Annotated in this window: 23 protein-coding genes; 5 read left to right on the top strand and 18 right to left on the bottom strand. The window is 70.6% G+C overall.

Annotation, left to right across the window (positions count from 1 at the left end; all coding sequences use genetic code 11):
- Window positions 1-56: 56 nt before the first annotated feature.
- From BWR60_RS19775 to BWR60_RS19715, 12 genes are all read right to left on the bottom strand, one after another.
- On the bottom strand, window positions 57-1,619 hold the full coding sequence (locus BWR60_RS19775) for a S41 family peptidase (RefSeq protein ID WP_179221848.1): 1,563 nt from the start codon (window positions 1,617-1,619) through the stop codon (window positions 57-59).
- 110 nt (window positions 1,620-1,729) lie between these two features.
- Entirely contained in the window at window positions 1,730-4,111 is a 2,382-nt protein-coding gene (rnr, locus tag BWR60_RS19770; protein ID WP_088152730.1) for a ribonuclease R, read from the bottom strand.
- A gap of 256 nt (window positions 4,112-4,367) precedes the next feature.
- Complete coding sequence (gene topA / locus BWR60_RS19765; RefSeq protein WP_230983109.1) at window positions 4,368-7,016, bottom strand: type I DNA topoisomerase; 2,649 nt, start codon at window positions 7,014-7,016, stop codon at window positions 4,368-4,370.
- 75 nt (window positions 7,017-7,091) lie between these two features.
- Window positions 7,092-8,231, bottom strand: coding sequence for a DNA-processing protein DprA (dprA, locus tag BWR60_RS19760; RefSeq protein ID WP_088152729.1), 1,140 nt, complete (start codon window positions 8,229-8,231; stop codon window positions 7,092-7,094).
- Between the two features lie 190 nt (window positions 8,232-8,421).
- Window positions 8,422-9,072 carry a glycerol-3-phosphate 1-O-acyltransferase PlsY gene (gene plsY, locus BWR60_RS19755; RefSeq protein ID WP_088152728.1) on the bottom strand — a complete coding sequence of 217 codons (651 nt, stop codon included), beginning with the start codon at window positions 9,070-9,072 and terminating at the stop codon, window positions 8,422-8,424.
- 69 nt (window positions 9,073-9,141) lie between these two features.
- On the bottom strand, window positions 9,142-10,380 hold the full coding sequence (locus BWR60_RS19750) for an MFS transporter (RefSeq protein WP_088152727.1): 1,239 nt from the start codon (window positions 10,378-10,380) through the stop codon (window positions 9,142-9,144).
- A gap of 101 nt (window positions 10,381-10,481) precedes the next feature.
- A complete protein-coding gene (locus tag BWR60_RS19745) occupies window positions 10,482-10,664 on the bottom strand; it encodes a DUF6726 family protein (RefSeq protein WP_034844099.1) in 183 nt (60 codons plus the stop codon).
- A 51-nt stretch (window positions 10,665-10,715) separates the two neighbouring features.
- A complete protein-coding gene (locus BWR60_RS19740; RefSeq protein ID WP_144445673.1) occupies window positions 10,716-10,910 on the bottom strand; it encodes a hypothetical protein in 195 nt (64 codons plus the stop codon).
- Window positions 10,911-11,129: 219 nt separating this feature from the next.
- Complete coding sequence (locus tag BWR60_RS19730) at window positions 11,130-11,927, bottom strand: MipA/OmpV family protein (protein WP_088152724.1); 798 nt, start codon at window positions 11,925-11,927, stop codon at window positions 11,130-11,132.
- Between the two features lie 63 nt (window positions 11,928-11,990).
- A complete protein-coding gene (locus BWR60_RS19725; RefSeq protein WP_034837186.1) occupies window positions 11,991-12,227 on the bottom strand; it encodes a helix-turn-helix domain-containing protein in 237 nt (78 codons plus the stop codon).
- 4 nt (window positions 12,228-12,231) lie between these two features.
- Complete coding sequence (locus BWR60_RS19720) at window positions 12,232-12,759, bottom strand: DUF2975 domain-containing protein (RefSeq protein WP_088152723.1); 528 nt, start codon at window positions 12,757-12,759, stop codon at window positions 12,232-12,234.
- Between the two features lie 139 nt (window positions 12,760-12,898).
- Window positions 12,899-13,765 (bottom strand): dienelactone hydrolase family protein, encoded by an 867-nt coding sequence (locus BWR60_RS19715; protein ID WP_088152722.1) that lies wholly within the window; start codon window positions 13,763-13,765, stop codon window positions 12,899-12,901.
- A gap of 276 nt (window positions 13,766-14,041) precedes the next feature.
- Here BWR60_RS19715 and BWR60_RS19710 point away from each other — a divergent pair, with 276 nt between their 5' ends.
- On the top strand, window positions 14,042-14,269 hold the full coding sequence (locus BWR60_RS19710; RefSeq protein ID WP_144445672.1) for an acid-shock protein: 228 nt from the start codon (window positions 14,042-14,044) through the stop codon (window positions 14,267-14,269).
- A 99-nt stretch (window positions 14,270-14,368) separates the two neighbouring features.
- Here BWR60_RS19710 and BWR60_RS19705 read toward each other — a convergent pair whose 3' ends face one another.
- Window positions 14,369-14,908: a hypothetical protein gene (locus BWR60_RS19705; protein ID WP_088152720.1), complete on the bottom strand. Its 540-nt coding sequence runs from the start codon at window positions 14,906-14,908 to the stop codon at window positions 14,369-14,371.
- Window positions 14,909-15,019: 111 nt separating this feature from the next.
- Window positions 15,020-16,225: a CaiB/BaiF CoA transferase family protein gene (locus BWR60_RS19700; protein WP_088152719.1), complete on the bottom strand. Its 1,206-nt coding sequence runs from the start codon at window positions 16,223-16,225 to the stop codon at window positions 15,020-15,022.
- 193 nt (window positions 16,226-16,418) lie between these two features.
- On the opposite strand from BWR60_RS19700, the gene BWR60_RS19695 reads away from it, so the two are divergent.
- Together BWR60_RS19695 and BWR60_RS19690 are read left to right on the top strand one after the other, a co-directional pair.
- Window positions 16,419-18,020 carry a peptide ABC transporter substrate-binding protein gene (locus BWR60_RS19695; protein WP_088152718.1) on the top strand — a complete coding sequence of 534 codons (1,602 nt, stop codon included), beginning with the start codon at window positions 16,419-16,421 and terminating at the stop codon, window positions 18,018-18,020.
- A 203-nt stretch (window positions 18,021-18,223) separates the two neighbouring features.
- Complete coding sequence (locus BWR60_RS19690) at window positions 18,224-19,264, top strand: SPFH domain-containing protein (RefSeq protein ID WP_088152717.1); 1,041 nt, start codon at window positions 18,224-18,226, stop codon at window positions 19,262-19,264.
- A 73-nt stretch (window positions 19,265-19,337) separates the two neighbouring features.
- On the opposite strand, the gene BWR60_RS37140 is transcribed toward BWR60_RS19690, so the two are convergent.
- The 4 genes from BWR60_RS37140 to BWR60_RS19675 all read right to left on the bottom strand — a co-directional run bounded on the left by BWR60_RS37140 (window position 19,338) and on the right by BWR60_RS19675 (window position 21,058).
- Window positions 19,338-19,541 carry a DUF1127 domain-containing protein gene (locus BWR60_RS37140; RefSeq protein ID WP_088152716.1) on the bottom strand — a complete coding sequence of 68 codons (204 nt, stop codon included), beginning with the start codon at window positions 19,539-19,541 and terminating at the stop codon, window positions 19,338-19,340.
- Window positions 19,542-19,544: 3 nt separating this feature from the next.
- Window positions 19,545-19,694, bottom strand: a complete 150-nt coding sequence (locus BWR60_RS37135) for a hypothetical protein (protein WP_179221847.1) — start codon at window positions 19,692-19,694, stop codon at window positions 19,545-19,547.
- 250 nt (window positions 19,695-19,944) lie between these two features.
- Entirely contained in the window at window positions 19,945-20,775 is an 831-nt protein-coding gene (locus BWR60_RS19680; RefSeq protein WP_088152715.1) for a helix-turn-helix transcriptional regulator, read from the bottom strand.
- A gap of 70 nt (window positions 20,776-20,845) precedes the next feature.
- Window positions 20,846-21,058: a DUF1127 domain-containing protein gene (locus BWR60_RS19675; protein ID WP_088152714.1), complete on the bottom strand. Its 213-nt coding sequence runs from the start codon at window positions 21,056-21,058 to the stop codon at window positions 20,846-20,848.
- A gap of 130 nt (window positions 21,059-21,188) precedes the next feature.
- Between BWR60_RS19675 and BWR60_RS19670 the strand changes: the two genes are divergently transcribed.
- A complete protein-coding gene (locus BWR60_RS19670; RefSeq protein ID WP_179221846.1) occupies window positions 21,189-22,526 on the top strand; it encodes a PLP-dependent aminotransferase family protein in 1,338 nt (445 codons plus the stop codon).
- A 238-nt stretch (window positions 22,527-22,764) separates the two neighbouring features.
- A protein-coding gene (locus BWR60_RS19665; protein WP_179221845.1) for an IS630 family transposase occupies window positions 22,765-23,714 on the top strand; the annotation gives its coding sequence in 2 pieces (ribosomal slippage) (window positions 22,765-23,097 and window positions 23,100-23,714; 948 coding nt in all).
- Window positions 23,715-23,791: the final 77 nt, after the last annotated feature.

Here is a 23,791-nt window from a genome sequence, read left to right as displayed (position 1 = left end):
TCACCGGAGGACGAACGGGACCGGCGCGATCCGACACGGCGCCGCGCCGAAGGACGCTACTGCGCGCGGGCGGCGACGGTGCCGCGGTCCTGCGACCCCAGCGCCTGGGCGTAGAGGGCAGGGTCGCTGATCAGTCCGACCGCGACCTGGAGGTCGAGATCGGCGTCATGCACCTGCCAGGGGCAGGCGGAGCGCACGCGGCGCAGCGCCGTCTCGTCGTCCGGGGCGCGGAAGCGCTCCGCCATCGCATCGCTCATGCTCGGCGCCTGGCCGGCGCGGAAGGCGTCGATCATCGCCTTGGCGTCGGTGCCGCTGCCGCTGGTGCAGACGGTCGGCAGGATGCCCTGGCGATGCCAGGTGTAGCCGGAGGGCGCGTAGATCCGGCTCCAGGTCAGGAACAGCTCGCCGTCATTCGGCAGCCGGGTCACGGTCTGGACGCTGCCCTTGCCGAAGGAGGTGGAGCCGACCAGGATCGCCCGGTCCGCGTCCTGCAGCGCCGCGGCGGTGATCTCGGCGGCCGAGGCGGAATGGCCGTCGACCAGCACAGCGAGCGGCAGGTGGCCGGAGATGTCGCCGTTGCGGGCCGAGAAGCTCTGGTCGCTGTCCGGGTTGCGGCCGCGGGTCGACACGATCGGGCCGTGATCCATGAACATGTCGGCCAGCGCCACCGACTGGTCCAGCAGGCCGCCCGGATTGCCGCGCAGGTCGAGGACGACGCCGCGGGCCTTGCCGTTCAGGCCGCGCAGCAGGCCGGTCACCGCGTTGCGCACGGCGGCGGCGGCGGTGGTGTTGTAGCGCAGCAGCTTGACGACGATGACGCTGTCGCGCACCTCGCTGCGGACCATGTTCTCGATGACCTTCTCGCGCGTCATCGTGGCGGTGCGGCTGTTGCCCTTGGGCTCGCGCACGGTCAGGTCGACCTTGGTGCCGACCGGGCCGCGCATCAGGTCGGCGATCTCGTCGACCTTGGCGTCCTCCACCGACACCCCGTCGACGGCGACGATCAGCGATCCCTTCAGCAGGTTGGCGCGGGCGGCCGGCGTGTCCGGGAACACGTCGCCGATCACCGGCCGGCCCTTGTCGTCCTGGCTGAGCGCGATGCCGACGCCGGTATAGCCGTCGCGCTGGGCGCGGTCGTCGCGGGCGCGGTCCGGGTTGACGTAGCGGGAATAGGGGTCGAGGTCCGACAGCAGCGCCTCGTAGACCGCCTGGTACGCGGCCTCGTTGCCGGCGGTGGCGACCTTCGCCGAGGCCAGCGAGGCCGAGTCGAGGGTGGAGGCGACCAGCGTGCCCCAGTCATAGGAGGCATCGGGCGCGGGCGAATCGAAATCCCCGACCACGTGGCCGGCGCGGATCAGCTGCACCCGGCCGCCGTCGCGGCGGACGCTGAGCGTGTCATCGAGCTTGGACAGGCCGTTCAGCCCGTCCAGCGCCAGCTTCCCGAAATCCTCCTTGACCAGATAGACTTCCTGGATGCGGTCGAAGCCGACGGTGAACACCGACGGGTCGGCGAAATGGCCGGCCTCGCGGGCCTGCGCCTCGGTCTGCGGGATCGGGGAGTCCGGGGCGGAGGCAAGGCAGCCCGAAAGCACCAGCAGCGCTGCAACAACCGCCGCCAACCGCTTCTGACACAACACTTAATGGAACTCCGGCCCGGATCTTCTCGCAGTCACTCTAGGCCAGGAGCTTGACAGGAGAAAGGCGGTATTGCAGCGCAGCAGGGCTGCGTTCAACGCCGAGAGCCGCGGCGCGGCCCGGGCCCTGGCTTCCGGCCGGGTCCGGAGCCGAATCGCGGCCGCCCGCGGGAGGGGGCCCGGCGGTCCGGTCCCGCCAGCGGCGGCAGGCCCTCGACCTCGGCGCCCTGGGCGGCGTCGACCAGGGCGAAGACGGTGCTGCCGGTCAGGGCATCGGCCTCGGTGACCCGCACCCGCACGCGGGCGCCCAGCCGGAACACGCGGTTCCAGCGCCGGCCGACCAGGGCATGCGCCGCCTCGTCATGGTCGTAATAGTCGTCGGGCAGGGTCGAGATCGGCACCAGCCCGTCGGCGCCCGACTCGTCCAGCTTCACGAACAGGCCGAACTTGGCGACGCCGCCGATTCGGCCGGGCAGGATGGCGCCGATCCGGTCGGCCAGCCAGCTCGCCATGTAGCGGTCGACCGCGTCGCGCTCGGCCTGGGCGGCGCGGCGCTCGGTGACCGAGATGTGCTCGCCGATCTCGTCCAGCCGTGCCAGCTCGTCGTCGGGGGCGCCGTCGTTGCCGAGATGCAGCAGCCGCACCAACCCGCGATGCACGGTCAGGTCGGCATAGCGGCGGATCGGCGAGGTGAAATGGGCGTAGCGCGGCAGGGCCAGGCCGAAATGGCCGAGATTGTCCGGGCTGTAGACGGCCTGGGCCTGCGACCGCAGCACCATCTCGTTGACCATCGGCTCCTCGGGCCGGCCGACGGCGCGCTCCAGAATTTGGCCGAACACCCGCGGCCGCATCACCTGGCCCAGCGACAGGGAATAGCCCAGCGGCTCCAGGAACTCCTTCAGCGCCGCGACCCGGGCGCGGTCCGGCTGGTCGTGCACCCGGTACAGCGCCGGCAGGTTCCGGTCGCTCAGCGTCTCGGCCGCCGCGACATTGGCGGCGATCATGAACTCCTCGATCAGCTTGTGGCTGTCGAGCCGCGCGCGGACGCCGATCGAGGCGACGCGCCCGTCCTCGTCCAGCTGGACCTTGCGCTCCGGCAGGTCCAGCTCCAGCGTGCCGCGCTTCTCCCGCGCCGCCAGCAGGGCCTCATAGGCGCCGTAGAGCGGGGCGATCACCGGCTCCAGCAGCGGGCCGGTCAGCTCGTCCGGCTGGCCGTTGCGGGCGGCCTGCACTTGCTCATAGGTCAGCCGGGCGGCGGAGCGCATCAGCCCGCGGCGGAAGCGGTGGCGCACCAGCCGGCCCTGGGCGTCGATCCACAGGTCGGCGGCCAGGCAGGCGCGGTCCTCGTTGGGGCGCAGCGAGCACAGCCCGTTCGACAGCGCCTCCGGCAGCATCGGCACGACGCGGTCGGGGAAATAGCAGGAATTGCCGCGCTCGAAGGCGTCGCGGTCCAAGGGCGACCCCGGCGGCACATAATGGGCGACGTCGGCGATGGCCACGATCAGGTGCCAGCCGCCGGGATGGTCGGGGTCGGGCTCGGCGAAGACCGCGTCGTCGAAGTCGCGGGCATCGGCGCCGTCGATGGTGACCAGCGGCACCTGGCGCAGGTCGACCCGGCCCTCCAGCCCGGCGGGCTCTGCCGCCTCGGCCTGGGCCAGGGCCTTGGGCCGGAACTCGGTCGGGATGCCGGCGGCATGAATGGCGATCAGGCTGATCGACCGCGGATCCTCGGCGTCGCCATAGCGGGCGGAGATGACAGTGCGGCGCGGCCCGAGGCGGTCGGACGCCTCGACCAGCGCCTCCACCAGCTCGCCGTCCTTGGCGCCGCCGGTGTCGCCCTCGCGCACCGGCCAGGTGTCCCGCGCCCGCTTGTCGGCCGGCACGATCCGGCCTTGGCCGTCGCGGCCGCGGCGGAACACGCCGACCACGCGGATGTCGGCCTGGTTCTCCAGCCGGCGCATGGTGCGGCCGGTCCAACTGCCGTCCTCTTCCTGCTGCAGCCGGGCCAGCACCCGGTCGCCGACCGCCAGCGCGCCCTTGCCGCGGCCCTCGGCCACCATGGCGATGCGCGGCGGCGGCTCCTCTTCCTCCCAGCGCGTCGGCTGGGCCAGGGCCTCGCCATCCGAGTCGATGGCGACGATGCGCAGCACGGCGACATTCGGCAGGACGGCGCCCGGCGCCCGCATGCGGCGGCCGCGGCGCTTCTCCAGCTGGCCGTCCTCGGCCATCTCCTGCAGCAGCTCCTTCAGCCGCACCCGGTCGTCGCCGGTGATGTGGAAGGCGCGGGCGATCTCGCGCTTGCCGACCGTGTCGTCGCGCGACTTCAGGAACTCGACGATCTGCTCGCGCGTCGGGAACGGCTTGGCCGCCTTCTTGCCCTTGCCCAGCGGCGTCTTGGCCGGGACGACGGTCTTGACGACCTTCTTCCGCTTGATCGGCCTGCGGGCCGGGGGCTTCCGGGTGGGCGGTTCGGTCATGGCGCGGGGACCGCTGGCACTGTGGAGGGCACTCCAACCAGGCCGTCAAAGCAAACAAGTCCCCCCTCCCCTTGCGAGAGGGGGGCAGGGGGAGGGGTCTGCGCGCGTCCGCGCGCGAATGGGCGGAGACCGATCTCGCGGTCCAGGCGGGATCGCCGGAACTCAGGCCGGCTCGAGCGGCACGAACCCCCTCCCCCTACCCCCCTCCCGCGAGGGGAGGGGGGACTCGGATGGGCATGGGAGAGCGGGGATACGTTCACTCGGCTGCCTTGCCTTTGCGCGCCGTCGCCTTTTTCGCCGGGGCCTTCTTGGCGGCGGCCTTCGGCGCCGCCTTGGCCGCCGAGCGGCCGCGCCCACCCTTGGCCGGGCCCTTCGCCGCCTTGGCGGCCAGCCATTCGACCGCCTTCTCCACCGTCACCGCCTCAGGCTCGACGCCGCGGGGCAGCGAGGCCATGACCTTGCCGTGGCGGACATAGGGGCCGTAGCGGCCGGCGAAGACCTTGATCGGCTCGCCGCCATCCGGATGCGCCCCGACCTCGCGCAGCGGCTCGGCGCTGGGCCGGGCCTTGGCGGCGTCGGCCGCCAGCAGATCGACGGCGCGGTTCATGCCGATCTTCAGCACGTCCTCGTCCGGCGGCAGGTTCTTGTAGCGCTCGCCATGCTTCAGATAGGGCCCGAAGCGGCCGATGCCGGCCAGGATCGGCTCGCCCGATTCGGGGTGGCGGCCGATCTCGCGCGGCAGCGACAGCAGGGCCAGCGCCTCCTGCAGCGTCATCGCCATCGGGTCCTGCGACTTGGTCAGCGAGGCGCGCTTCGGCTTCTCGCCCTTCGCCGCCTCGTCCTTGGGCCCGAGCTGGGCGTAGATGCCGTAGGGGCCCTTGCGGATCGACACCGGCAGGCCGGTCTCCAGGTCGTCGCCCAGGAGACGCGGCAGGGCCGAGTCCTCGCCATTGCCCTCCTCGCCGGGCGCGCCCAGCGGCCGGGTGTAGCGGCATTCCGGATAGTTCGAGCAGCCGACGAAGGCGCCGGTGCGGCCCAGCTTCAGCCCCAGCCGGCCCTTGGCGCAGGACGGGCACAGCCGCGGGTCGGTGCCGTCGCCCTTCGGCGGGAACAGGTGGTCGGACAGCGCCTCGTCCAGGGCCGAGATCACGTCGCCGATCTTGAGGTCCTTGGTCTCGTCCACCGCGGCGTGGAACGCGGCCCAGAAGTCCCGCAGCACCTGCTTCCAGTCGAGCTTGCCGCCCGAGATGTCGTCGAGCTGCTCCTCCAGCTTGGCGGTGAAGTCGTACTCGACGTAGCGCTTGAAGAAGTTCTCCAGGAAGGCGGTGACGATGCGGCCGCGGTCCTCCGGGATGAAGCGCTTCTTCTCCAGCCGCACATATTCCCGGTCCTGCAGCACCTGCAGGATCGAGGCATAGGTGGAGGGGCGGCCGATGCCCAGCTCCTCCATCCGCTTCACCAGGCTGGCCTCGGTGAAGCGCGGCGGCGGCTGGGTGAAGTGCTGCTCGGGCACCGTCTTGCGGCGCTCGACCGCGTCGCCCTTGGCCATGGCCGGCAGGCGGCGCTGGCTCTCATCCGCATCCTCGCCCGGGGCGGCGGGGTCGTCGCGGTCCTCCTGGTAGACCTTGAGGAAGCCGTCGAAGCGGATGACCGTGCCGACGGCGCGGAACACCGCGGTCTGGCGGGCATCGGTGACGTCGACGATGGCCTGGTCCAGCACCGCCGATTCCATCTGGCAGGCCATGGTGCGCTTCCACACCAGCTCGTACAGCCGCAGCTCCTCGCGCGACAGGAAGCGGGACACGTCCTCCGGCCGGCGGCGCAGGTCGGTCGGGCGGATCGCCTCATGCGCTTCCTGCGCGTTCTTGGCGGTCGATTTGTAGACCCGCGGCGCGGACGGGACGTAATTCGGGCCGTAGAGATTGCCGATCGCCTGGCGGGCCTGGGCGATGGCCTCGCCGGCCAGGGTCAGGCCGTCGGTCCGCATATAGGTGATCAGGCCGACCGTCTCGCCGCCGATGTCGACGCCTTCGTACAGGCGCTGGGCGGTGCGCATGGTCTGGGTCGCGCTCATGCCCAGCTTGCGCGACGCCTCCTGCTGCAGGGTCGAGGTGGTGAAGGGCGGGGCCGGGTGGCGCCGCACCTGCTTGGTCTCGACCGAGACGACGGCGAAGGCCAGCGGGTCGATCGCCGCCACCGCGGCCCGGGCCGAGGCCTCGTCCGGCAGGTCGAACTTGTCGAGCTTGCGGCCGTTGAGATGGGTCAGCCGGGCGGTGAACTCGTCGCCCTTCGGCGTGCGGAACACCGCCTCGATGCTCCAGAACTCGCGCGGCCGGAACCGCTCGATCTCCAGCTCGCGCTCGCAGACCAGCCGCAGCGCCACCGACTGGACGCGGCCGGCGGAGCGGGAGCCCGGCAGCTTGCGCCACAAGACCGGCGACAGGGTGAATCCCACCAGATAGTCCAGCGCGCGGCGGGCCAGGTAGGCCTCGATCAGCTCGCGGTCCAGGTCGCGCGGGTTGGCGACGGCGTCGAGGATGGCCGATTTGGTGATCTCGTTGAAGGTGACCCGGCGGATCTCCAGGTCCTTCAGTCCGCGGCGGTCGCGCAGCAGCTGCTGCACATGCCAGGAGATGGCCTCGCCCTCGCGATCCGGGTCGGTGGCCAGCAGCACGCGGTTGGCGTCCTTGGCGGCGCGGGCGATCTCGTCCATGCGGGACTTGCCGCGATCGGCCAGCTCCCAGTCCATGGCGAAGTCTTCCTCGGGCCGGACCGAGCCGTCCTTGGCCGGCAGGTCGCGGACATGGCCGAAGCTGGCCAGCACCGTATAGTCGCGGCCGAGATACTTGTTGATCGTCTTGGCCTTCGCGGGCGACTCGACGATGACGAGGGTCTGGTCTGCCAAAGCGCCACACTCAATTCACGACAGCGGCGTCGCCGGGTGGCGGCGCCAGGAAACGGACTCACCCATAACGGCAAGTCAGAGCAGGCTGATCCGATTGCCGGGCTGGCGCTCGATCCGGCCGGCGAGTTCGAGCTCCAGCAGCACGGTCAGCACCACCGGCGGAGACAATTGGCAATCGCGCAACAGTTCGTCAACCGCCGTCGGTGTCGGCGACAGCAGCTCCAGCACCCGGGCCGTGGCCTGGGCGCGGTCGGTTCCGGCCCCGTCGGCGCCCTCCGGCACGAGGATGGAGGAGGGGCGCGGCGCCGGCGCCGGCGGCTCGCGCAGCAGCGGGCTGGAGATCTGCGGCGCCAGCGCCTCGATCACATGCTCGGCCGATTCGACCAGGGTGGCGCCGCCGCGGATCAGCCGGTTGCAGCCCTGGGCGCGGGGGTCGAGCGGCGATCCCGGCACCGCCAGCACCTGCCGGCCCTGCTCGGCGGCCATGCGGGCGGTGATCAGCGAGCCGGAGCGCAGCGCCGCCTCGACCACCACCACGCCCAGCGACAGACCGGAGATCAGGCGGTTGCGGCGCGGGAAGTGGCGGGCGGTCGGCTGGGTGCCGAGCGCGCATTCCGCCACTACCAGCCCGGATTCGGCCAGGCGGTCGTACAGCCCGGCATTCTCCGGCGGGTAGACGATGTCGATGCCGCCGGCCAGCACCGCCAGCGTGCCGGTGGCGAAGGCCCCCTCATGCGCCGCGGTGTCGATGCCGCGGGCGAAGCCGGAGACGACGGTGAAGCCGGCCTCGCCCAGCTGCCGCGCCATGCCATGGGCGAAGCGGCGGCCGTTCAGCGAGGCGTTGCGGGCGCCGACGATGCCGACCATCGGCCGGGCCGCGAGGTCGCCGCGGCCCAGCAGCGACAGCACCGGCGGCGCGTCCTCGATCATCGCCAGGAGGCCGGGATAGTCCGGCTCGCAGGCGGCGACGAGGCGGCCGCCGATCCGGGCCAGCGCGTCCAGCTCGCGCTTCGCCTCGGCGACGGAAGGCGGCTTCAGCTCGACCCGCCTTCCGCCCCGGCGCGACAGCTCGGGCAGCGCCGCGATCGCGGCGCCGGCGGTGCCGTAGCGGGCGATCAGGTCATGGAAGGTGATCGGCCCGACGGCGTCGGTCCGGGCCAGGCGAAGCCAGTCCAGCCGTTCGGCTTCGCTCAAGGGGCGCCGGGACGTCGTCATCCTGCCAGCTTCGGGGCAGGGTGGCGGCCGGGTCAATCGGCATTTGGGCCCGCAGCGAACACGCCTCTCTAAAACTGTCATCCTCGGGCTTGACCCGAGGATCCAGGGCTTTCAAGAGCCGCTCCGCGTGTCCCTGGATTGCCGGGTCAAGCCCGGCAATGACAGGAAAGGAGGCGTCCGGGTGAGGATCTCAGCCCGCCGCGGCCTTCTTCTGGCCGATCTTCGGCTCCTCGCCGCGCAGCAGGCGGCGGATGTTGCCGTCATGGCGGAGGAACACCAGCACGGCGATGAACAGGGCCAGGGCCGCGCGCGGCAGGTCGGTCCAGACCGCGCCGAGGATGGTCGTGCCCGACAGGGCCCAGGCCAGCACCGGCGCCGCGGCGATCGCCGCCAGCGCGGCGAGGGAGGAATAGCGGAACAGGGCGGCCATCGCGAGCCAGACCAGGCAGCACAGCACGCCGACCGGCCACATGATCGCCAGCAGCGTGCCCAGCGCCGTGGCCACGCCCTTGCCGCCCTTGAAGCCGAGCCAGACCGGGAAGATGTGGCCCAGCATGGCGCCGCCGCCGGCGATCACGGCCAGCATCGGGTCGAACAGGCCGGCGACCAGCACCGCGATCGCGCCCTTGCCGCCATCCAGCAGCAGTGTCGCCAGGGCCAGGCCCTTATGGCCGGTGCGCAGCACATTGGTGGCGCCGATGTTGCCGGAGCCGATGCTGCGGATGTCGCCCAGCCCGGCGGCCCTGGTCAGCACCAGGCCGAACGGGATCGAGCCGAGCAGATAGCCCAGCACCGCCGCGGCGGCGACCGCCCAGATCGAGGTCGGGTCGAATGAGGACATGAGCGAATCCGTTCCTGCGCCGGCTCCATCATGGCGATTTTCCCGGCCGGGGGAACGGTGATGTCGGCGTCAGGCGGCGTGGTTCAGGTGGCGGATGCGGCGCAGCTGTGGGAACCAGGCCGACCACAGCCCGGCCACCGCCACGGTGCCCAGGCCGCCGACCACCACCGCCGGCACCACGCCGATCAGCGAGGCCGAGATGCCGGAGCGGAACTCGCCGAGCTCGTTCGAGGCGCCGACGAAGACCATGTTCACCGCGTTCACCCGGCCGCGCAGCGAATCCGGCGTCCACAGCTGGATCAAGGTCTCGCGGATATAGACGCTGACCATGTCGAAGGCGCCCATCAGGGCCAGCGCCACGATCGACAGCCAGGGCAGGGTGGAGGCGCCGAAGACGCAGGTGAAGGCGCCGAAGCCGGCGACGCAGGCGAACATGATCAGCCCGGCCTGGTCCTCGATCGGCCGGCGGGCCAGCCAGATCGCCACCACCAGCGCGCCGATGCCGGGGCCGGCCCGCAGCAGACCCAGGCCCCAGGGCCCGACATCGAGGATGTCGCGGGCATAGGCCGGCAAGAGCGCCGTGGCGCCGCCCAGCAGCACGGCGAAGAGGTCGAGCGAGATCGCGCCCAGCACCACCTTCTCGCCCCAGATATAGCGGAAGCCGGCGCCCAGGCTCTCCCAGCTCGCCGGCTCCGGCACCGTCTTCTGCGCCGGCTTCGGGATCAGCGCCACGAGGCCGATCGAGGCCGCCATCAGCGCCGCGGCCAGGGCATAGGGCACCTCAGCCGCCAGGCCGTACAGCAGGCCGCCGATCACCGGGCCGCTGATGGTGGCGATCTGCCAGGAGGAGGAGTTCCAGGCGATCGCGGTCGACAGCTCCTCCGGCGGCACCAGGTTGGGCAGCAGCGACTGCACCGCGGGGCCGAGGAAGGCACGGGCGATGCCGAAGCCGGCCAGGACCACGAAGATCGGCCAGACCCGGTGGTCGCCGCCGACGGTCAGGGCCAGCAGCCCGAGGGCGCACACGATCTCTGCGCCGATGCAGACCGCCATGATGCGGCGCCGGTTGTAGCGGTCGGCCGCGGCGCCGGTGACCAGCACCAGCGCCAGCGAGGGCAGGAACTGCACCAGACCGACCAGGCCGAGGTCGAACGGGTCGCGGGTCAGGTCATAGACCTGCCAGCCGACCGCGACGCTGATGAACTGCACCGCGAAGGTCGCGATCAGCCGGGCGGTCCAGTAATAGGCGAAGCCGCGGTGGCGGAAGATGCTTCCGGACGCGGCGGTCGAAGGGTCGTCGTCGGTCATCGGCGGCGCTGCAGAGAGGGGCGCCGACCATAGCGGGTCGGGACGACCGGCGGAACCCGGATCGCCGGGATGGCTGCCCGGCGATCCGTCCGGCCATGCCGTCAGTCGATGGCGTCGCCGGTGGCGTCCAGCGGGGCGGCGACCGGGTGGCCGACCACCGGCACGGCCTTGACCACGGCGCCGGTGACGCGGAACGGCGCGGCGACGACGCCGCAGCCGGCGAGGGTGACGGCCGCGGCCAGGACCAGCCAGCGGGCCGGTCGGCGGCGAGCGCGGATTACCATGTCCTGTCCTTCATCTGCTTCAAGGCAAACGGCGTCGATGCGCCCATCGTATCATTTCTGTCGCGGCGGCGGGCCCGGCCGCTCGGTCGCACCGGGCGGGTCGCGGGCGACCAGGCACAGCGCCCAGGCCCAGAGATAGGGCGCGGCGAACAGCAGGATGCCGCCGAGCCAGAGCACGGTGCCGACCCAGAGATAGGGTTCGGCGAACAGCAGGACGCCGCCGAGCCAGAGCATGGCGGCTGTCATTTCGGGCCTCGCCCGGCCCATCCGGACGCGCCGGAACGCCGCGAATCATGGGCCACCCGCAGTGGCGCGGGCCGGCGGCGCGGCGGGGCGCCGTGCGGCAGCAGGCGCACGATCCGGACCTGGCGCCGGTCGCGGCCGGTCAGCCGGGCCAGGCGGTGCAGGAGGACAAGGCAGGCTCGAAGGATCATCGCATCCGGACTCCCTTGCTGAGCCTCGGCGCTACAGGCCGAAGCGATAGGTGACGGTGACGAAGCCGTAGGCCTGGTCCGCCGTGCCGCCCTGCTTCACGATCGGGCTGCGTGCGGCGTCGCCCAGCAGGCGCTCGTAGCCGGTGACGGCGTTCAGCGACCAGCGCTCGTTCAGGGCGTAGCTGGCGCCCAGCGACAGGCCGGCATTCTTGAAGCCGGCCCCGGCGTCGAACGCGTCGTACTTGCTGCGCCGGGCCTGCTGGCGGGTGACGCCGAAATTGGCCGACATGTAGTCGTCGCTGGCCCAGGTCGCGTCGGCGCCGACGGACAGGCTGAGGGCCTCGGACAGCGGCAGCTGGTATCCGGTCTCGAGATTGACCAGCGCGCCGCCGCTGTCGATCACGTCCTGCCGGGCCGAAACCGAGGCCGACCAGCCGCCGAAGCCGATCCGGGCGAAGCCGCCGAGGTCGAAGGCGTCGTCGACATCGCCCAGGCCCTTCAGCCGGTGGTCGTCGTCCTGCTGGCGTCCCGGGCGCCAGGCGGCCAGCGGGCCGGCCTGCAGCCAGGGCGTGCGGATCACCGTCAGCCGGGCGGTGGTGTTGTCGATCACCAGCGTGTCGTTCCAGGACAGGCTGACCGCGGGCACCGGCACGAACTCATAGCGCTTCGATCCCTCATAGGTCGGGGCGAAGCCGGCGCCAGCGCCGAGGCCGACGATGAAGCTGGAGCCGGCGAGGCCGGTGCCGGGCTCGGCGCCGGCGGAGCCGTGCGGCAGCCCGAAGGCGAGAAGGGCGGCGGCAGGCAAGGCACAGGCGCTGCGGGAAATCATCGGATCCTCGCTCGGTCGATCGTCGGGTAGGTGTCGGAAAATCCGCCCGCGGGCGGGGCGGTTCTAGTCGGGCGGCTCGGGGGCGTCATCCCCCGGGCCCGGCACATATTCCAGCAGGTCGCCGGGCTGGCACTCCAGATGCCGGCACAGCGCCATCAGGGTGGAAAACCGGATCGCGCGCGCCTTGCCGGTCTTCAGGATCGACAGGTTGGGGATGCTGACACCGACCGCGTTGGACAGGTCCGTCAAGCTCATCTTCCGCTGTGCCAGAACGACGTCGAGGCGCACGATGATGGGCATCCGGCTATACCGTCAGGGCTGCATCTTCGGCCAGATCGGCGGCCTGTCCGAGGACATGGGCCATGATCAGGGCGAACAGGCCTCCCACCAACGGCATGAAAGGGAGATCGGTCAACAGGATCCAGATATCCGACGCGTCGAAGCGCGGCTCGGTGAGCCACAGCGCCAGGGCGGTGATGACCGGGGTCAGCACGTCGACCGTCGCCAGCATGACCAGCTGCAGGCCGATCTGCCGGAAAACGATGACGCAATTCCGGGTGAAGAACTGGCCGTGCCCGAAATGGATCAGGATCCGGCGCAGCGAGAACAGCGCCACCACCATCAGCAGCGACCGCAGCGCGTACAGCGCCACGAACAGCACCACCGGCAGCAGCGGCAGCGACGATACCGGGGCGTTGACACCGTCCGACAGGTCGGCCTTGCCGTACAGGACGACCCAGATCAGGAACGGGATCGTCGCCAGCAGGATGAGCCAGGCCAGGGCCGTGACAGTCAGACGGAGCACGCTGCTGAGGCGCGCGACGCGGTTCATGGACAGGACTCACCCCAGTCGAATCACCAAGCCACTATGCGTCGACTCTTATCGATGGTCAATAAGTGTTTATCGAATTTCGATAAAGGAATATGCGAAGGCCCGGCGGTCGCCGAGCCGTCGCACCCGTGCGGACGGGTCAGAGCCCATGCGCGCGGAACCAGGCCTGCAGCCGCTTCCAGCCATCCTCGGCCGGGCCCTGGCGATAGCTCGGCCGGTAGTCGGCGTTGAAGGCGTGCGGCGTGTCCGGATAGACCACCATCTCCACCGTCTTGCCCGCCGCCTTGGCTACGCTTTCCATGCGGCGGACGGTCTCGACCGGGATGCCGGTGTCGGCGCCGCCATACAGGCCCAGCACCGGGGCGTGCAGGTCGGCCACCAGGTCGATCGGGTTCCTCGGCTGCAGCGGCGTCGGGTCGCCCACCAGCTTGCCGTACCAGGCGACGCCGGCCTTCAGCTTCGGGTTGTGCTCGGCATACAGCCAGACGATGCGGCCGCCCCAGCAGAAGCCGGTGATGCCCAGCCGGGCGGCGTCGCCCCCGTCGGCGGCGGCGAAGGCGGCGGTGGCGTCGAGGTCGGACATGACCTGCGCGTCCGGCACCTTCGAGACGATGGTCGAGATCAGCTGGTTGATGTCGCTGATCTTGCTGGCGTCGCCCTGCCGGGCATAGAGCTCGGTCGCGATCGCGTAATAGCCGATCTTGGCCAGGCGGCGGCAGATGTCCTTGATGTGCTCGTGCACGCCGAAGATCTCCTGCACCACCAGGATTACCGGCGCCGGGCCGCCGGCCTTCGGCCTGGCGCGATAGGCCGGAACCGTGCCGTCCTTGACCGGCACCTGCACCTCGCCGGCCTCCAGCCCCTCGGTGTCGGTGGTGATGGCCGCGGCCGAGACCGGCCGGGTGGCCAGCGCGAAGCCGGCGATCAGCGAGGTCATGGCGAAGCCGCGCCGGGTCAGGTCGGCGGCGTGATGCAGGCTCAGAATGTCGGAATCGAAGCTGGTCATGATCGGCCCCTTCGTGGTCGGCGGCGGCGGCCGGAGCGGCGCTGCGGCCCGCCTGCGGACGATAGGGAAGGGACGGGCGGCCTGTCGACCGCGGCGACGCCGCAACCGGCATCGCAAGGTCGGGCCGAGGCAATGCAGCCGAGGCTGCAAGTTTACGAAGAGTTCAGGCGCCTTACCAAGAGTTAAGATGCCGCGGCACCCCGATTCATGGCCTTCTTTGGCCGTGCGGCACTGTCGGATGTGCCGTTAAGACACGGCTCCCGGGAGCGCTCGACTATGCGTAAACTTCTTCTCGCCGGCATCATGACCCTGGCCTTGCCCGTCGCGGCTTTCGCCCAGACCTCGGGCACGGCGGACACCACCACCGCCGCGCCGGCGGCGACCGCCCACAAGGCGACCCATCACACTGCGCACCATCGTGCGCATACCGCGAAGCATGCCAAGAAGCATGCCCACCGGAAGAGCTCGACGACGGCCGCGCCGTCGTCCAACCCCGTGAACTGATCGCTTCTCTCCCCCTTCCAGCGATCGTTCATGAAACCCCGGCGTCGGGCCTCGACGCCGGGGTTCTTTTTGTCCGTTTCCCGGGCCGGGCGCCCCGCCTCAGCGGGTCGAGACGCTCTGCGCCAGCAGTTGGTTCCGCACCTCGACATGCGGATAGCCGGTCACGGTCGCCGAGCGGCCGATGGCGCCGGTCTCGCCGGACGGCACCACCACGGTCCAGGCCTCGGTCGGGGTCTGCAGCCGGAACGAGGTGATGCCGCCCAGACGGGTGACGCCGTCGACATGGCCGGTCACGGTGATCGGCGTGTCGGTGGCGTATTCGCGCGGATCGGCCGGGGCCGGCCCGCCCGGCATCGCCGTCACCGGCGGATTGTAGGGCTGCACCCCGCCCCGCAAGACATAGGGCTGCTGCACCCGGGTGTTCGGGTCGATCGGATAGGCCGTCGTCGGCTCGGCGATCACGGGCGCCGGCCGCGGGGCGACGACCACCGGTGCCGGTTGCACGACGGTGGGCGCCGGCGCGGGCGTGACCACCGTCGGGGCCGGGGACGGCACGATGACGGTCTGGGCCATGGCCGGCGCTGCGACCAGCAACGCAGCCAGGGTGGCGGCGGACGCCGCATGGACAGTCTTGACCATGTCTCTGCTCCGTTCTGTCGGCGCCAGCCACGGCAGGACCATTGGCGCGACGCGTCCCGATCGCGGGTGCGTGCACCTCGCCGGCGGTGACGCCAGGCTCAGTTCCCCTTATTAACGCCCGAAACCGGATTCCGGTTCGCCGAGCCAGTCGCGCAGCACCGCGTCGCCATCGGCGCCGCACACCGGCGGGGCATGGCGATAGGTGACCGGCGTCTCCGACAGCCGGATCGGGCTGCCGATGAGGGCGACCGGGTCCGGCGCCAGCGGATGCGCCATCTCGATCCGCATGCCGCGGGCCACGACCTGCGGGTCGGTGAAGACCTGGTCGATGGTGTTGATCGGGCCGCAGGGCACCTGCCGGGCCTCCAGCGCCTCGAGCCAGTGGCCGCGCGGCTTCTCGGCAATCAGCCCGGCGATGATCGGCACCAGCACCTCGCGGTTGCGCACCCGGGCCTGGTTGGTGGCGAAGCGCGGGTCGGCCGGCAGGTCGGGCCGGCCGGCGACCTCGCAGAACTTGGCGAACTGGGAATCGTTGCCGACCGCCAGGATCAGGTACTCGTCCGACGCGCGGAACGCCTGGTAGGGCACGATGGTCGGGTGGCCGTTGCCGGTGCGCGGCGTCGGCACGCCGGAGGTCAGGTAGTACTGGCCGGCGTTGGACAGCCAGGCCACCTGGGTGTCCAGCAGCGCCATGTCGACCATCTGACCGCGCCCGGTGCGGCGGCGGTGGTCGAGGGCGGCGAGGATGCCGACCGTGGCGTAGGTGCCGGTCATCAGGTCGGCGATGGCGACGCCGACCTTCATCGGCTCGCCGTCGATCGGGCCGGTCAGGCTCATGATCCCGCCCATGGCCTGGACTAGGTAGTCGTAGCCGGCGCGCGGGGCGTAGGGCCCGGTCTGGCCGAAGCCGGTGATCGAGCAGTAGATCAGCCCCGGGAACTCGTCCTTCAGGTCGTCATAGCCGAAGCCGTAGCGGGCGAGGTCGCCCAGCTTGTAGTTCTCGACCAGCACATCGGCCTGCGCCACCAGCCGGCGCAGCAGCACGCGGCCATCTTCCTGGGTGAAGTCGATGGCGATCGACCGCTTGTTGCGGTTGGCGCTGAGATAGTAGGCGCTCTCGGTCGTATCGGCGCCGTCGGCGTCCTTGAGGAAGGGCGGGCCCCATTTCCGCGTGTCGTCGCCGACGCCCGGCCGCTCCACCTTGACCACGTCGGCGCCGAGGTCGCCCAGGATCTGGGTGGCGCTGGGGCCGGCCAGCACGCGGGTCAGGTCGAGCACCTTGAGGCCGGCCAGGGCGCCGGCGGGGCTGTCGGTCATGTCTTTTGAACCTTCCTCCTTGGTCCGCCCTGGTTAGCCCAGGCGGGGCGGGGCCGCAATCGGCGCCCCGCGCGGGCGGGCGGATCATGACCCCAGGTTAAGACCTTCTTTCTTTTTGGCAGGGACGAGGGAGTGGTCTAGGCCATAGCCTTGGCGCCCGAAAAAGGCGTCGGTCCAACAGGGGACATAAACGATGATGCAAGGCTTCTCCAGGGTTCTCGTCCGCAGCCTGCTGGCGGCGGCGCTGCTGGGCGGGACGGCGTCGGCCGCGCTGGCCGAGATGGTGCTGAATGTCGGCAACAGCTCGGAGCCGGAGACGCTCGACATCCAGAAATCGTCCGGCGTCGCCGAGGCGAACATCCAGAACGACCTGTTCGAGGGCCTGCTGACCCAGGACGCCAAGGCGCAGCCGGTGCCGGGCGCGGCGGAAAGCTGGACCGTCTCCGACGACGGCAAGACCTACACCTTCAAGCTTCGCGCCGACGGCAAATGGTCCGACGGCACGCCGGTCACGGCGGGCGACTTCGTCTTCGCCTGGAAGCGTCTGCTGGACCCCAAGACCGCCAGCCCCTACGGCTATTTCATCGACCGGGTGGTCAACGCCAGGGAGATCCGCCTGGGCCAGAAGCCGGCCGACACGCTCGGGGTCAAGGCGGTCGACGACCGCACCTTCGAGGTCTCGCTGGTCGGGCCGACGCCGTATTTCCTGTCGACCCTGACCCACCATTCGACCTTCCCGCTCAGCCGCGCCAATGTCGAGAAGTTCGGCGACGACTACCTCAAGCCGGGCAATCTGGTGTCGAACGGCGCCTACATGCTGGCCGAGGCGGTGCCGCAGTCGCATGTGAAGCTGGTGAAGAACCCCAGCTTCCACGATGCCCCGAACGTCAAGATCGACACCGTCCGCTACTTCGTGACCGAGGATGTCGACGCCGAGCTGCAGCGCTTCAAGGCGGGCGAGCTGGACTACACCTACACCATCCCGGGCCAGCAGATCCCCGAGCTGAAGCAGACCGTGCCGGACCAGGTGCGGATCGCGCCCTATGTCGGCACCTACTACTATGCGATCAACCTGACGCACGAGCCCTGGAAGAGCCATCCGGAGCTGCGCCGCGCCCTGTCGCTGGCGATCGACCGCGACGTGCTGGTGAACAAGATCACCCAGGGCGGGGAGCTGCCGGCCTACACCTTCGTGCCGCCGGGGATGAGCAACTTCGCGGCCTGGACGCCGAAGGAGGCGGGGGAGACCCAGGCCCAGCGCGACGCCGAGGCCAAGGAGCTGTTCGCCAAGGCCGGCTACGGCCCGGACAAGCCGCTGGCGGTCGACATCACCTACAACACCTCGGAAAGCCACAAGAAGATCGCCGTCGCCATCGGCGCCATGTGGAAGCAGAAGCTCGGGGTCGAGGTCACGCAGACCAACGTCGAATGGGGCACGCTGCAGAGCTCGCTGCGGAAGAAGGAGTACAAGGACTTCAGCCGCACCTCCTGGATCGGCGATTTCGACGACCCCAGCAACTTCCTCGACCTGTTCCGCAGCACGGCCGGTGAGCAGAACTATCCGGGCTATGCCGAGCCTGGCTACGACAAGCTGATGGACGATGCGGCGGCGGAGGCCGATCTCGGCAAGCGCGGCCAGATCCTGGCCAAGGGCGAGCAGATGTTCCTGGCCGACCAGCCGATCATCCCGATCTATGTCTACACCAGCAAGCGCATGCTCTCGCCGGCGGTGAAGGGGTGGCAGGACAACATCCTGGACAACCATCTCAGCCGCTGGCTGACGGTCGAACGCTGACCGCCCGTCGCCGATCGGGCCCCGCCTCGGGCTGAGGCGGGGCCCTTTTCGTGTCCGCCCCGATCCCGCACCGGGGCCGACATGGGAATTCATGCGGCCGCCATGATTTTGTCCCAGTGCGGCTCCTAGTCTCCCGGCCGGGCGCCGCTGCGGCATCCGACCGCAACGGGCCGGAGCGGCGGCGTCCGGACACCGGAGCTGCCATGAATCCCCTGCTCGCGAAACTCAGGTCGAACGTCACCCTGGTCGTCGTGCTGGCGGTCGCGGTCATCCTGGTGATGTCGTCCTATTTCACGGTCAACCAGAACGAGGTCGGCGCGGTGCTGCGCTTCGGCCGGCTGGTCAGCGACCAGCCGGTACAGCCGGGCCTGCACTTCAAGCTGCCGGTCGTCGACTCGGTCCACACCATCCGCACCTCGATCGAGAAGATCCCGATCCCGGAAATCCATGTGAAGACGATCGACAACCAGTTCGTGTCGATCGACATGAGCCTGACCTACCATTTCTCCGACCCGCTCAAGGCGCTGTTCCAGGTCGGCGACATGGGCGGCGGCACGGTCAGCGAGAAGGTGATCCCCTTCGTGCAGAGCCGCACGCTCGACGTGTTCGGCCAGGTCAACGCGCTGGAGATCGCCGACAAGAAGAAGGGGCTGGAGAACTCGATCCTGACCGCCATCCAGGCCCAGGCCGCCGACATGTTCGGCGTCAAGGTCGAGGACATCCAGATCACCCAGATCAAGTATGACGAGAATTTCGAGCGGAACATCCAGGTCACGGTGCAGACCCGCAACCAGCAGCTCGCGGCGATCAACATCCTCAAGGTGAAGCAGACGGAGGCCGAGCAGGCCGTCGCCGTCGCCAAGGGCGAGGCCGACGCCGCCGCGGCGACCGCGGACGGCCAGAAGCGCGTCGCCATCGCCCAGGCCGAGGCGCAGGCCCAGTCGGTGCGCCTGGCGGCCGACGCCGCGGCCTACGACGTCTCCAAGCGCGCCGAGGCCGAGGCAGGCGCCAAGCGCGAGGTCGGCGCGGCCGAGGCCGAGGTGATCTCGACCAAGGCCAAGGCGGCCGGCTCGGCCCAGGCCTATGCCGAGATCCTGCGGGCCGAGGCGACCAAGAACTGGACCGGCGCGGTCCCCGGCGTCCAGCTCGCCGGCGGGGCGGGCGGCCCGGGCGCGGCGCCGGTCGTGGTGCTGCCGGCCGAGGCGATGAGGCCGGCGGCGGCCGCGCAGGCCCCGACGGAGTGAGCGGGGAGCTTTCTTATCTAGTCCTCCCTCCCCTTGCGGGAGGGGGGACTCTTTTGCTTCTGCGCGATCCTTCTCACCCCCGCCAGAACGGCTTCAGCGACTCGCGGTCGGCGGCGCAGCGTTCCAGGCCGAGGTCGCGCAGCTCGTGGTCGCTCAACGTCCACAGACGCGGGCGGGTGCGGGACCGGCGCAGCCACAGCCCGGCCAGGCGCGTCATAAGCGGGACGAGGCCGGAGCCTCTTTGCGGCTTCGCCGCGGTCAGCGACAGGGGCTGCATCGGTCACTCCCCGCCTGCGGTCGAGGCGTCGGCCTCGCGCAGCGCCCGGGCGCAATCCTCGCAGCACACCTCCACCGTCTGGCCGCCGATCGTCACCTTGATGGTCTCGGCGTCCAGCTCGCAGTCGCAGGCCGCGCAGGTTCTCTCGCTCATGGGGGCTCTCCTTCTCCGCCCGGCATCCGGGCCAGGGAAGGGGACCATTTCGGGCGGCCGGCCCGCTGTCGGATTCTTTAGGGACTTGCAGCGACGGCCCGGACCACAGATCCGTCATGGCGAGCCCCGGAGGGGCGTGGCCATCCAGGGCGGCTCGCACCGGCCCCTGGATGGCCACGTCGCTTCGCTCCTCGCCATGACGAAAAAAGCGAGTCGCTCTCAAAGGCCGCCGGTATTGAACAAGAACCACTCAGCGCAGATGGACCGAGCGCTGGAACTCCGCCGGGGTGCGGCCATAGGCCTGGCGGAAGGCGGCGCTGAAATGGCTGTGGCTGGAGAAACCGAGGTCGAGGCCGAGGGCGGTCAGGTCGTCGTAGCGGCCCAGCAGGTCCAGCGCCCGCGCCAGCCGCAGCCGCAGCTGGTAGCGATACAGCGGCAGGCCCTCGACCTGCCGGAACACCTGGGTCAGGTAGACCGGGGAGACGCCGACCTCGGCCGCGATCTCGGCCAGGGTCCACCGCCGCGCCAAATCCCCGGACAGCGCCAGCTTGGCCCGGTCGACCAGCTTCTGCAGGCCGCGGCTGGCTCCGGCCTGGTGCGAGGTGCGCTCGCCGATCGCGCGCCGCACCAGGGTCAGGGCCAGGGTCTCGGCCTCCAGCGTCTCGGCGGCCTCGCGCCTCAGGCTGTGCCGCAGCAGCGCCACCAGCGCCTGGCTGCGGGCGTCGATCCGCAGCCGGTGCGGGCGGAACGCCGCCGCCGGGCCGTGCCGCAGCAGCTCCGGCGGCGCCAGCTCGCGCAGCAGCGCGTCGTCGACCACCACGTCCAGGCAGGCATCGCCGCCCTCGACCGGGTGGCTGGTCCGGTAGCCCTCATCCGGGTTGAAGAACAGCACCTGGTTGGCCTCGCCCACCGCATCGTCGCTGCCGAGATGGCGGACGAACACGCCGCGATAGGGGAAGACCAGATGGGTGGCCGCCGCGCATTCCTCGGCGCTGCGGTGCCGGCACGCACCGCCGCAGGCGACATCGCGGATCGCGACGGTCTCCGTCTGCAGCAGGGTATCGGCCGAGATGTCCGTCATGGCTCCGGCAGGGCAGGGGGCTTACGGCCCACCATACCCTGCCGGGCCGTGTTCCGCACCTGGGCGAGGCTCAGCCCCGCCAGAACGGCTTTGCCGCCTCGCGCAGGGCGTCGCCGCGGTGGAGGCCGAGGTCGCGCAGCTCGTGGTCGCTCAGCGCGTCGAGCTGGCGTCGGGTTCGCGCGCGCCGCAGCCACAGGCCGAAGACCTGGCGCCAGCCGGCGAAGGCCACGGGGCGGGACAGGGCAGAGCGGGAAACGCGGCGCTCGACAACGCGCGTCGACATGGGAGGTCTCCTGATGGCCCGCGGCCGGCGGGGCACTGCGCCCCGGAGCGGCAATTGCGGGATTGCAGTCGGAGATTGATCCGAGCATGATGTCGGTGCAATCAGAGTATTGCACTCGGAGCAATTTAGCATGCTGGACGATTTCCGCGCCATTGCCGATGCCGTCGCCGGTGAGATCGCCTCGGGGCAATTGCGGCCGGGCGACCGGCTGCCGCCGCAGCGCGACTTCGCCTATCGCCGCGGCATCGCCGCCTCCACCGCCGCCCGGGTCTATGCCGAGCTGACCCGGCGCGGCCTGGTGTCGGGCGAGGTCGGGCGCGGCACCTTCGTCCGCGCCGCGGCGACCGTGCCGGCCTCGGTGCTGGCCGAGCCGTGGCAGGCGCCGATCAACCTCGAATCCAGCTTCCCGATCCTGCCCGGCCAGCCGGCCGCCCTGGCGCAGGGGCTGCAGGCGCTGATGCGGCCGGACGCGCTGGGCCTGGCCTTGCGGGCAGTGCCGGCGGCGGGCACCCAGGCGGCGCGGGCGGTGGCGTCGTCCTTCCTGGCGCAGGCCGGATGGGCGCCGGAGCCGGCGCGGGTGCTGTTCACCGGCAATGGCCGGCAGGCGATCGCGGCGGCGCTGTCGGCGCTGGCGCCGGTCGGCGGCCGGGTCGGGGTCGAGGCGCTGACCTATCCGGTGATCAAGGGCATCGCCATCCGGTTGGGCATCGCCCTGGTGCCGATCGCGATGGATGCCGAAGGGCTGCGGCCCGACGCGCTGGAGGCGGCGCACCACGCCGCCCCGCTGCGCGGCGTCTATCTGCAGCCGGTGCTGCACAACCCGCTCGGCCTGTCGATGCCGTCGGGCCGGCGGGCGGATCTGGCTGCAACCCTGCAGCGGCTCGACCTGGTCGCGATCGAGGACCGGGTGTTCAGCTTCCTGGCCGACGAGGCGCCGCTGGCGGCGCTGGTGCCGGACCATGCCGTCGTCGTCGACAGCCTGTCCAAGCGCCTGGCGCCCGGGCTGACCCTGGGCTTCGCGGTGCCGCCGCGCGCGCTGGTCGAGCGCATGGTGGGGGTGATCCGCTCCGGCCCCTGGAGCCCCGGGGGTCTGGCGCTGGAGGCGGCGTCGCGCTGGATGGCCGACGGCACGGTGGCGGCGCTGGTGGCGGAGAAGCGGGAGGATGCCCGCACGCGCCAGGCGATCGCCCGCGCCGCGCTGGACGGGCTTGAGACCCGGGGCGATCCGCGCGCCTATCACCTCTGGCTCGACCTGCCGGAAGGCTGGCGGGCCGAGGCCTTCGCGGCCGCGGCCGCGCGCAAGGGCATCGCCCTGACCCCCGGCCCGGCCTATGCCGTCGGCCCCGGCCATGCGCCGGCCGGGGTGCGGCTGGCCCTGGCCTCGCCGGCGCCGGACGTGCTGCGCGAGGCGGTGGAGACCCTGGCCCGGCTGGCGCGAAGCGAGCCTGACCAGATCGCGGTGGACTAGAGCGTTAGCCGCTAAGGCTGATTCGAGAGGAGTTCCCATTTTGGGTGAACTGTGATTCAAGCTTTGTGCTGGATCGGAGGCCGGCATGAATGGCAGGACCCTTGTCGCAGGATCTTCGGCTGCGTGTTGTTCGGGCGGTTGAAGGCTAGAGCGTTAGCCGCTAAGGCTGATTCGAGAGGAGTTCCCATTTTGGGTGAACTGTGATTCAAGCTTTGTGCTGGATCGGAGGCCGGCATGAATGGCAGGACCCTTGTCGCAGGATCTTCGGCTGCGTGTTGTTCGGGCGGTTGAAGAGGAAGGCATGAGCCGTCGGGCAGCGGCGGCTCGATTTGGTGTGGCGATCCGAACGGCGGTGCGTTGGGTGAGCGACTACCGCAGCAGCGGGAGCGTGGCACCGCAGAAGATGGGCAATCCGAGCCCGCCCAAGTTGACAGCGCACAAGGCCGCGGTTCTGGCGCTGTTGGAGGCGCAGCCCGATTGTTCGATCGAGAGCCTGCGGCACGATCTGGCCGAGCGCGGCATCGTGGTGGGCTATGGCTCGATCCGGCGGTTCTTTCAGCGCGAGAAGATCACGCGCAAAAAAAGACGCTGACGGCGACCGAGCTCGATCGGCCGGATGTCCAGGCGCGGCGTGCGGCCTGGATCGAGGAGCGGATCGGCCTTGACCCGCGCCGCCTGGTCTTCATCGACGAGACCTGGGTCAAGACCAACATGACGCCTACGCATGGCCGTTGCCAGCGCGGTCAGCGATTGATCGCCCGCGTCCCCTTCGGCCACTGGAAGACCTCGACCTTCCTGGCTGCACTGCGTTGGGACGGGATGAGTGCACCGGCGGTCTTCGATGGCCCCATCAACGGCCTCAGCTTCACCGCCTATGTCGAGCAGATCCTGGCGCCCAGCCTCAGGCCTGGCGACATCGTGGTGCTCGACAATCTCGGCAGCCACAAGAGCAAGGCCGCCCGCACCGCCATCGAGCAAGTCGGTGGCGAGTTGCGCTTCTTGCCGCCCTATTCGCCCGACCTCAACCCAATCGAGCAGGTCTTCGCCAAACTCAAGACCCTGATACGACGGGCCGCACCCCGCAACCGACACGCCTTGTGGAACCGCATCGGCTCACTGCTCGACCGTTTCCCACCGCTCGAATGCCAGAACTACATCCTCAATTCCGGATATCTCGCGCCAACCTAGGTGGCTAACGCTCTAGTGCCAGAACTACATCCTCAATTCCGGATATCTCGCGCCAACCTAGGTGGCTAACGCTCTAG

The sequence above is a fragment of the Inquilinus limosus genome, assembly GCF_002195995.1.
Classification (GTDB): domain Bacteria; phylum Pseudomonadota; class Alphaproteobacteria; order DSM-16000; family Inquilinaceae; genus Inquilinus; species Inquilinus limosus_C.
The sequence above is the reverse complement of the archived record's forward strand: the minus strand, read 5'-3'. Positions and strand labels throughout refer to the sequence as shown.

Excerpts from the sequence above, each read along its gene's own strand:
- BWR60_RS19680 (WP_088152715.1), bottom strand. The coding sequence starts at position 20,775 with ATGACGGACATCTCGGCCGATACCCTGCTGCAGACGGAGACCGTCGCG.
- BWR60_RS19745 (WP_034844099.1), bottom strand. The coding sequence starts at position 10,664 with ATGGTAATCCGCGCTCGCCGCCGACCGGCCCGCTGGCTGGTCCTGGCC.
- BWR60_RS37135 (WP_179221847.1), bottom strand. The coding sequence starts at position 19,694 with ATGAGCGAGAGAACCTGCGCGGCCTGCGACTGCGAGCTGGACGCCGAG.
- BWR60_RS19750 (WP_088152727.1), bottom strand. The coding sequence starts at position 10,380 with ATGACCGACGACGACCCTTCGACCGCCGCGTCCGGAAGCATCTTCCGC.
- BWR60_RS19725 (WP_034837186.1), bottom strand. The coding sequence starts at position 12,227 with ATGCCCATCATCGTGCGCCTCGACGTCGTTCTGGCACAGCGGAAGATG.
- plsY (WP_088152728.1), bottom strand. The coding sequence starts at position 9,072 with ATGTCCTCATTCGACCCGACCTCGATCTGGGCGGTCGCCGCCGCGGCG.
- BWR60_RS19740 (WP_144445673.1), bottom strand. The coding sequence starts at position 10,910 with ATGACAGCCGCCATGCTCTGGCTCGGCGGCGTCCTGCTGTTCGCCGAA.
- BWR60_RS19705 (WP_088152720.1), bottom strand. The coding sequence starts at position 14,908 with ATGGTCAAGACTGTCCATGCGGCGTCCGCCGCCACCCTGGCTGCGTTG.
- BWR60_RS19670 (WP_179221846.1), top strand. The coding sequence starts at position 21,189 with ATGCTGGACGATTTCCGCGCCATTGCCGATGCCGTCGCCGGTGAGATC.
- BWR60_RS19720 (WP_088152723.1), bottom strand. The coding sequence starts at position 12,759 with ATGAACCGCGTCGCGCGCCTCAGCAGCGTGCTCCGTCTGACTGTCACG.
- rnr (WP_088152730.1), bottom strand. The coding sequence starts at position 4,111 with ATGACCGAACCGCCCACCCGGAAGCCCCCGGCCCGCAGGCCGATCAAG.
- BWR60_RS19690 (WP_088152717.1), top strand. The coding sequence starts at position 18,224 with ATGAATCCCCTGCTCGCGAAACTCAGGTCGAACGTCACCCTGGTCGTC.
- BWR60_RS19715 (WP_088152722.1), bottom strand. The coding sequence starts at position 13,765 with ATGACCAGCTTCGATTCCGACATTCTGAGCCTGCATCACGCCGCCGAC.
- dprA (WP_088152729.1), bottom strand. The coding sequence starts at position 8,231 with ATGACGACGTCCCGGCGCCCCTTGAGCGAAGCCGAACGGCTGGACTGG.
- BWR60_RS19675 (WP_088152714.1), bottom strand. The coding sequence starts at position 21,058 with ATGTCGACGCGCGTTGTCGAGCGCCGCGTTTCCCGCTCTGCCCTGTCC.
- BWR60_RS19695 (WP_088152718.1), top strand. The coding sequence starts at position 16,419 with ATGATGCAAGGCTTCTCCAGGGTTCTCGTCCGCAGCCTGCTGGCGGCG.
- BWR60_RS37140 (WP_088152716.1), bottom strand. The coding sequence starts at position 19,541 with ATGCAGCCCCTGTCGCTGACCGCGGCGAAGCCGCAAAGAGGCTCCGGC.
- BWR60_RS19730 (WP_088152724.1), bottom strand. The coding sequence starts at position 11,927 with ATGATTTCCCGCAGCGCCTGTGCCTTGCCTGCCGCCGCCCTTCTCGCC.
- BWR60_RS19700 (WP_088152719.1), bottom strand. The coding sequence starts at position 16,225 with ATGACCGACAGCCCCGCCGGCGCCCTGGCCGGCCTCAAGGTGCTCGAC.
- BWR60_RS19710 (WP_144445672.1), top strand. The coding sequence starts at position 14,042 with ATGCGTAAACTTCTTCTCGCCGGCATCATGACCCTGGCCTTGCCCGTC.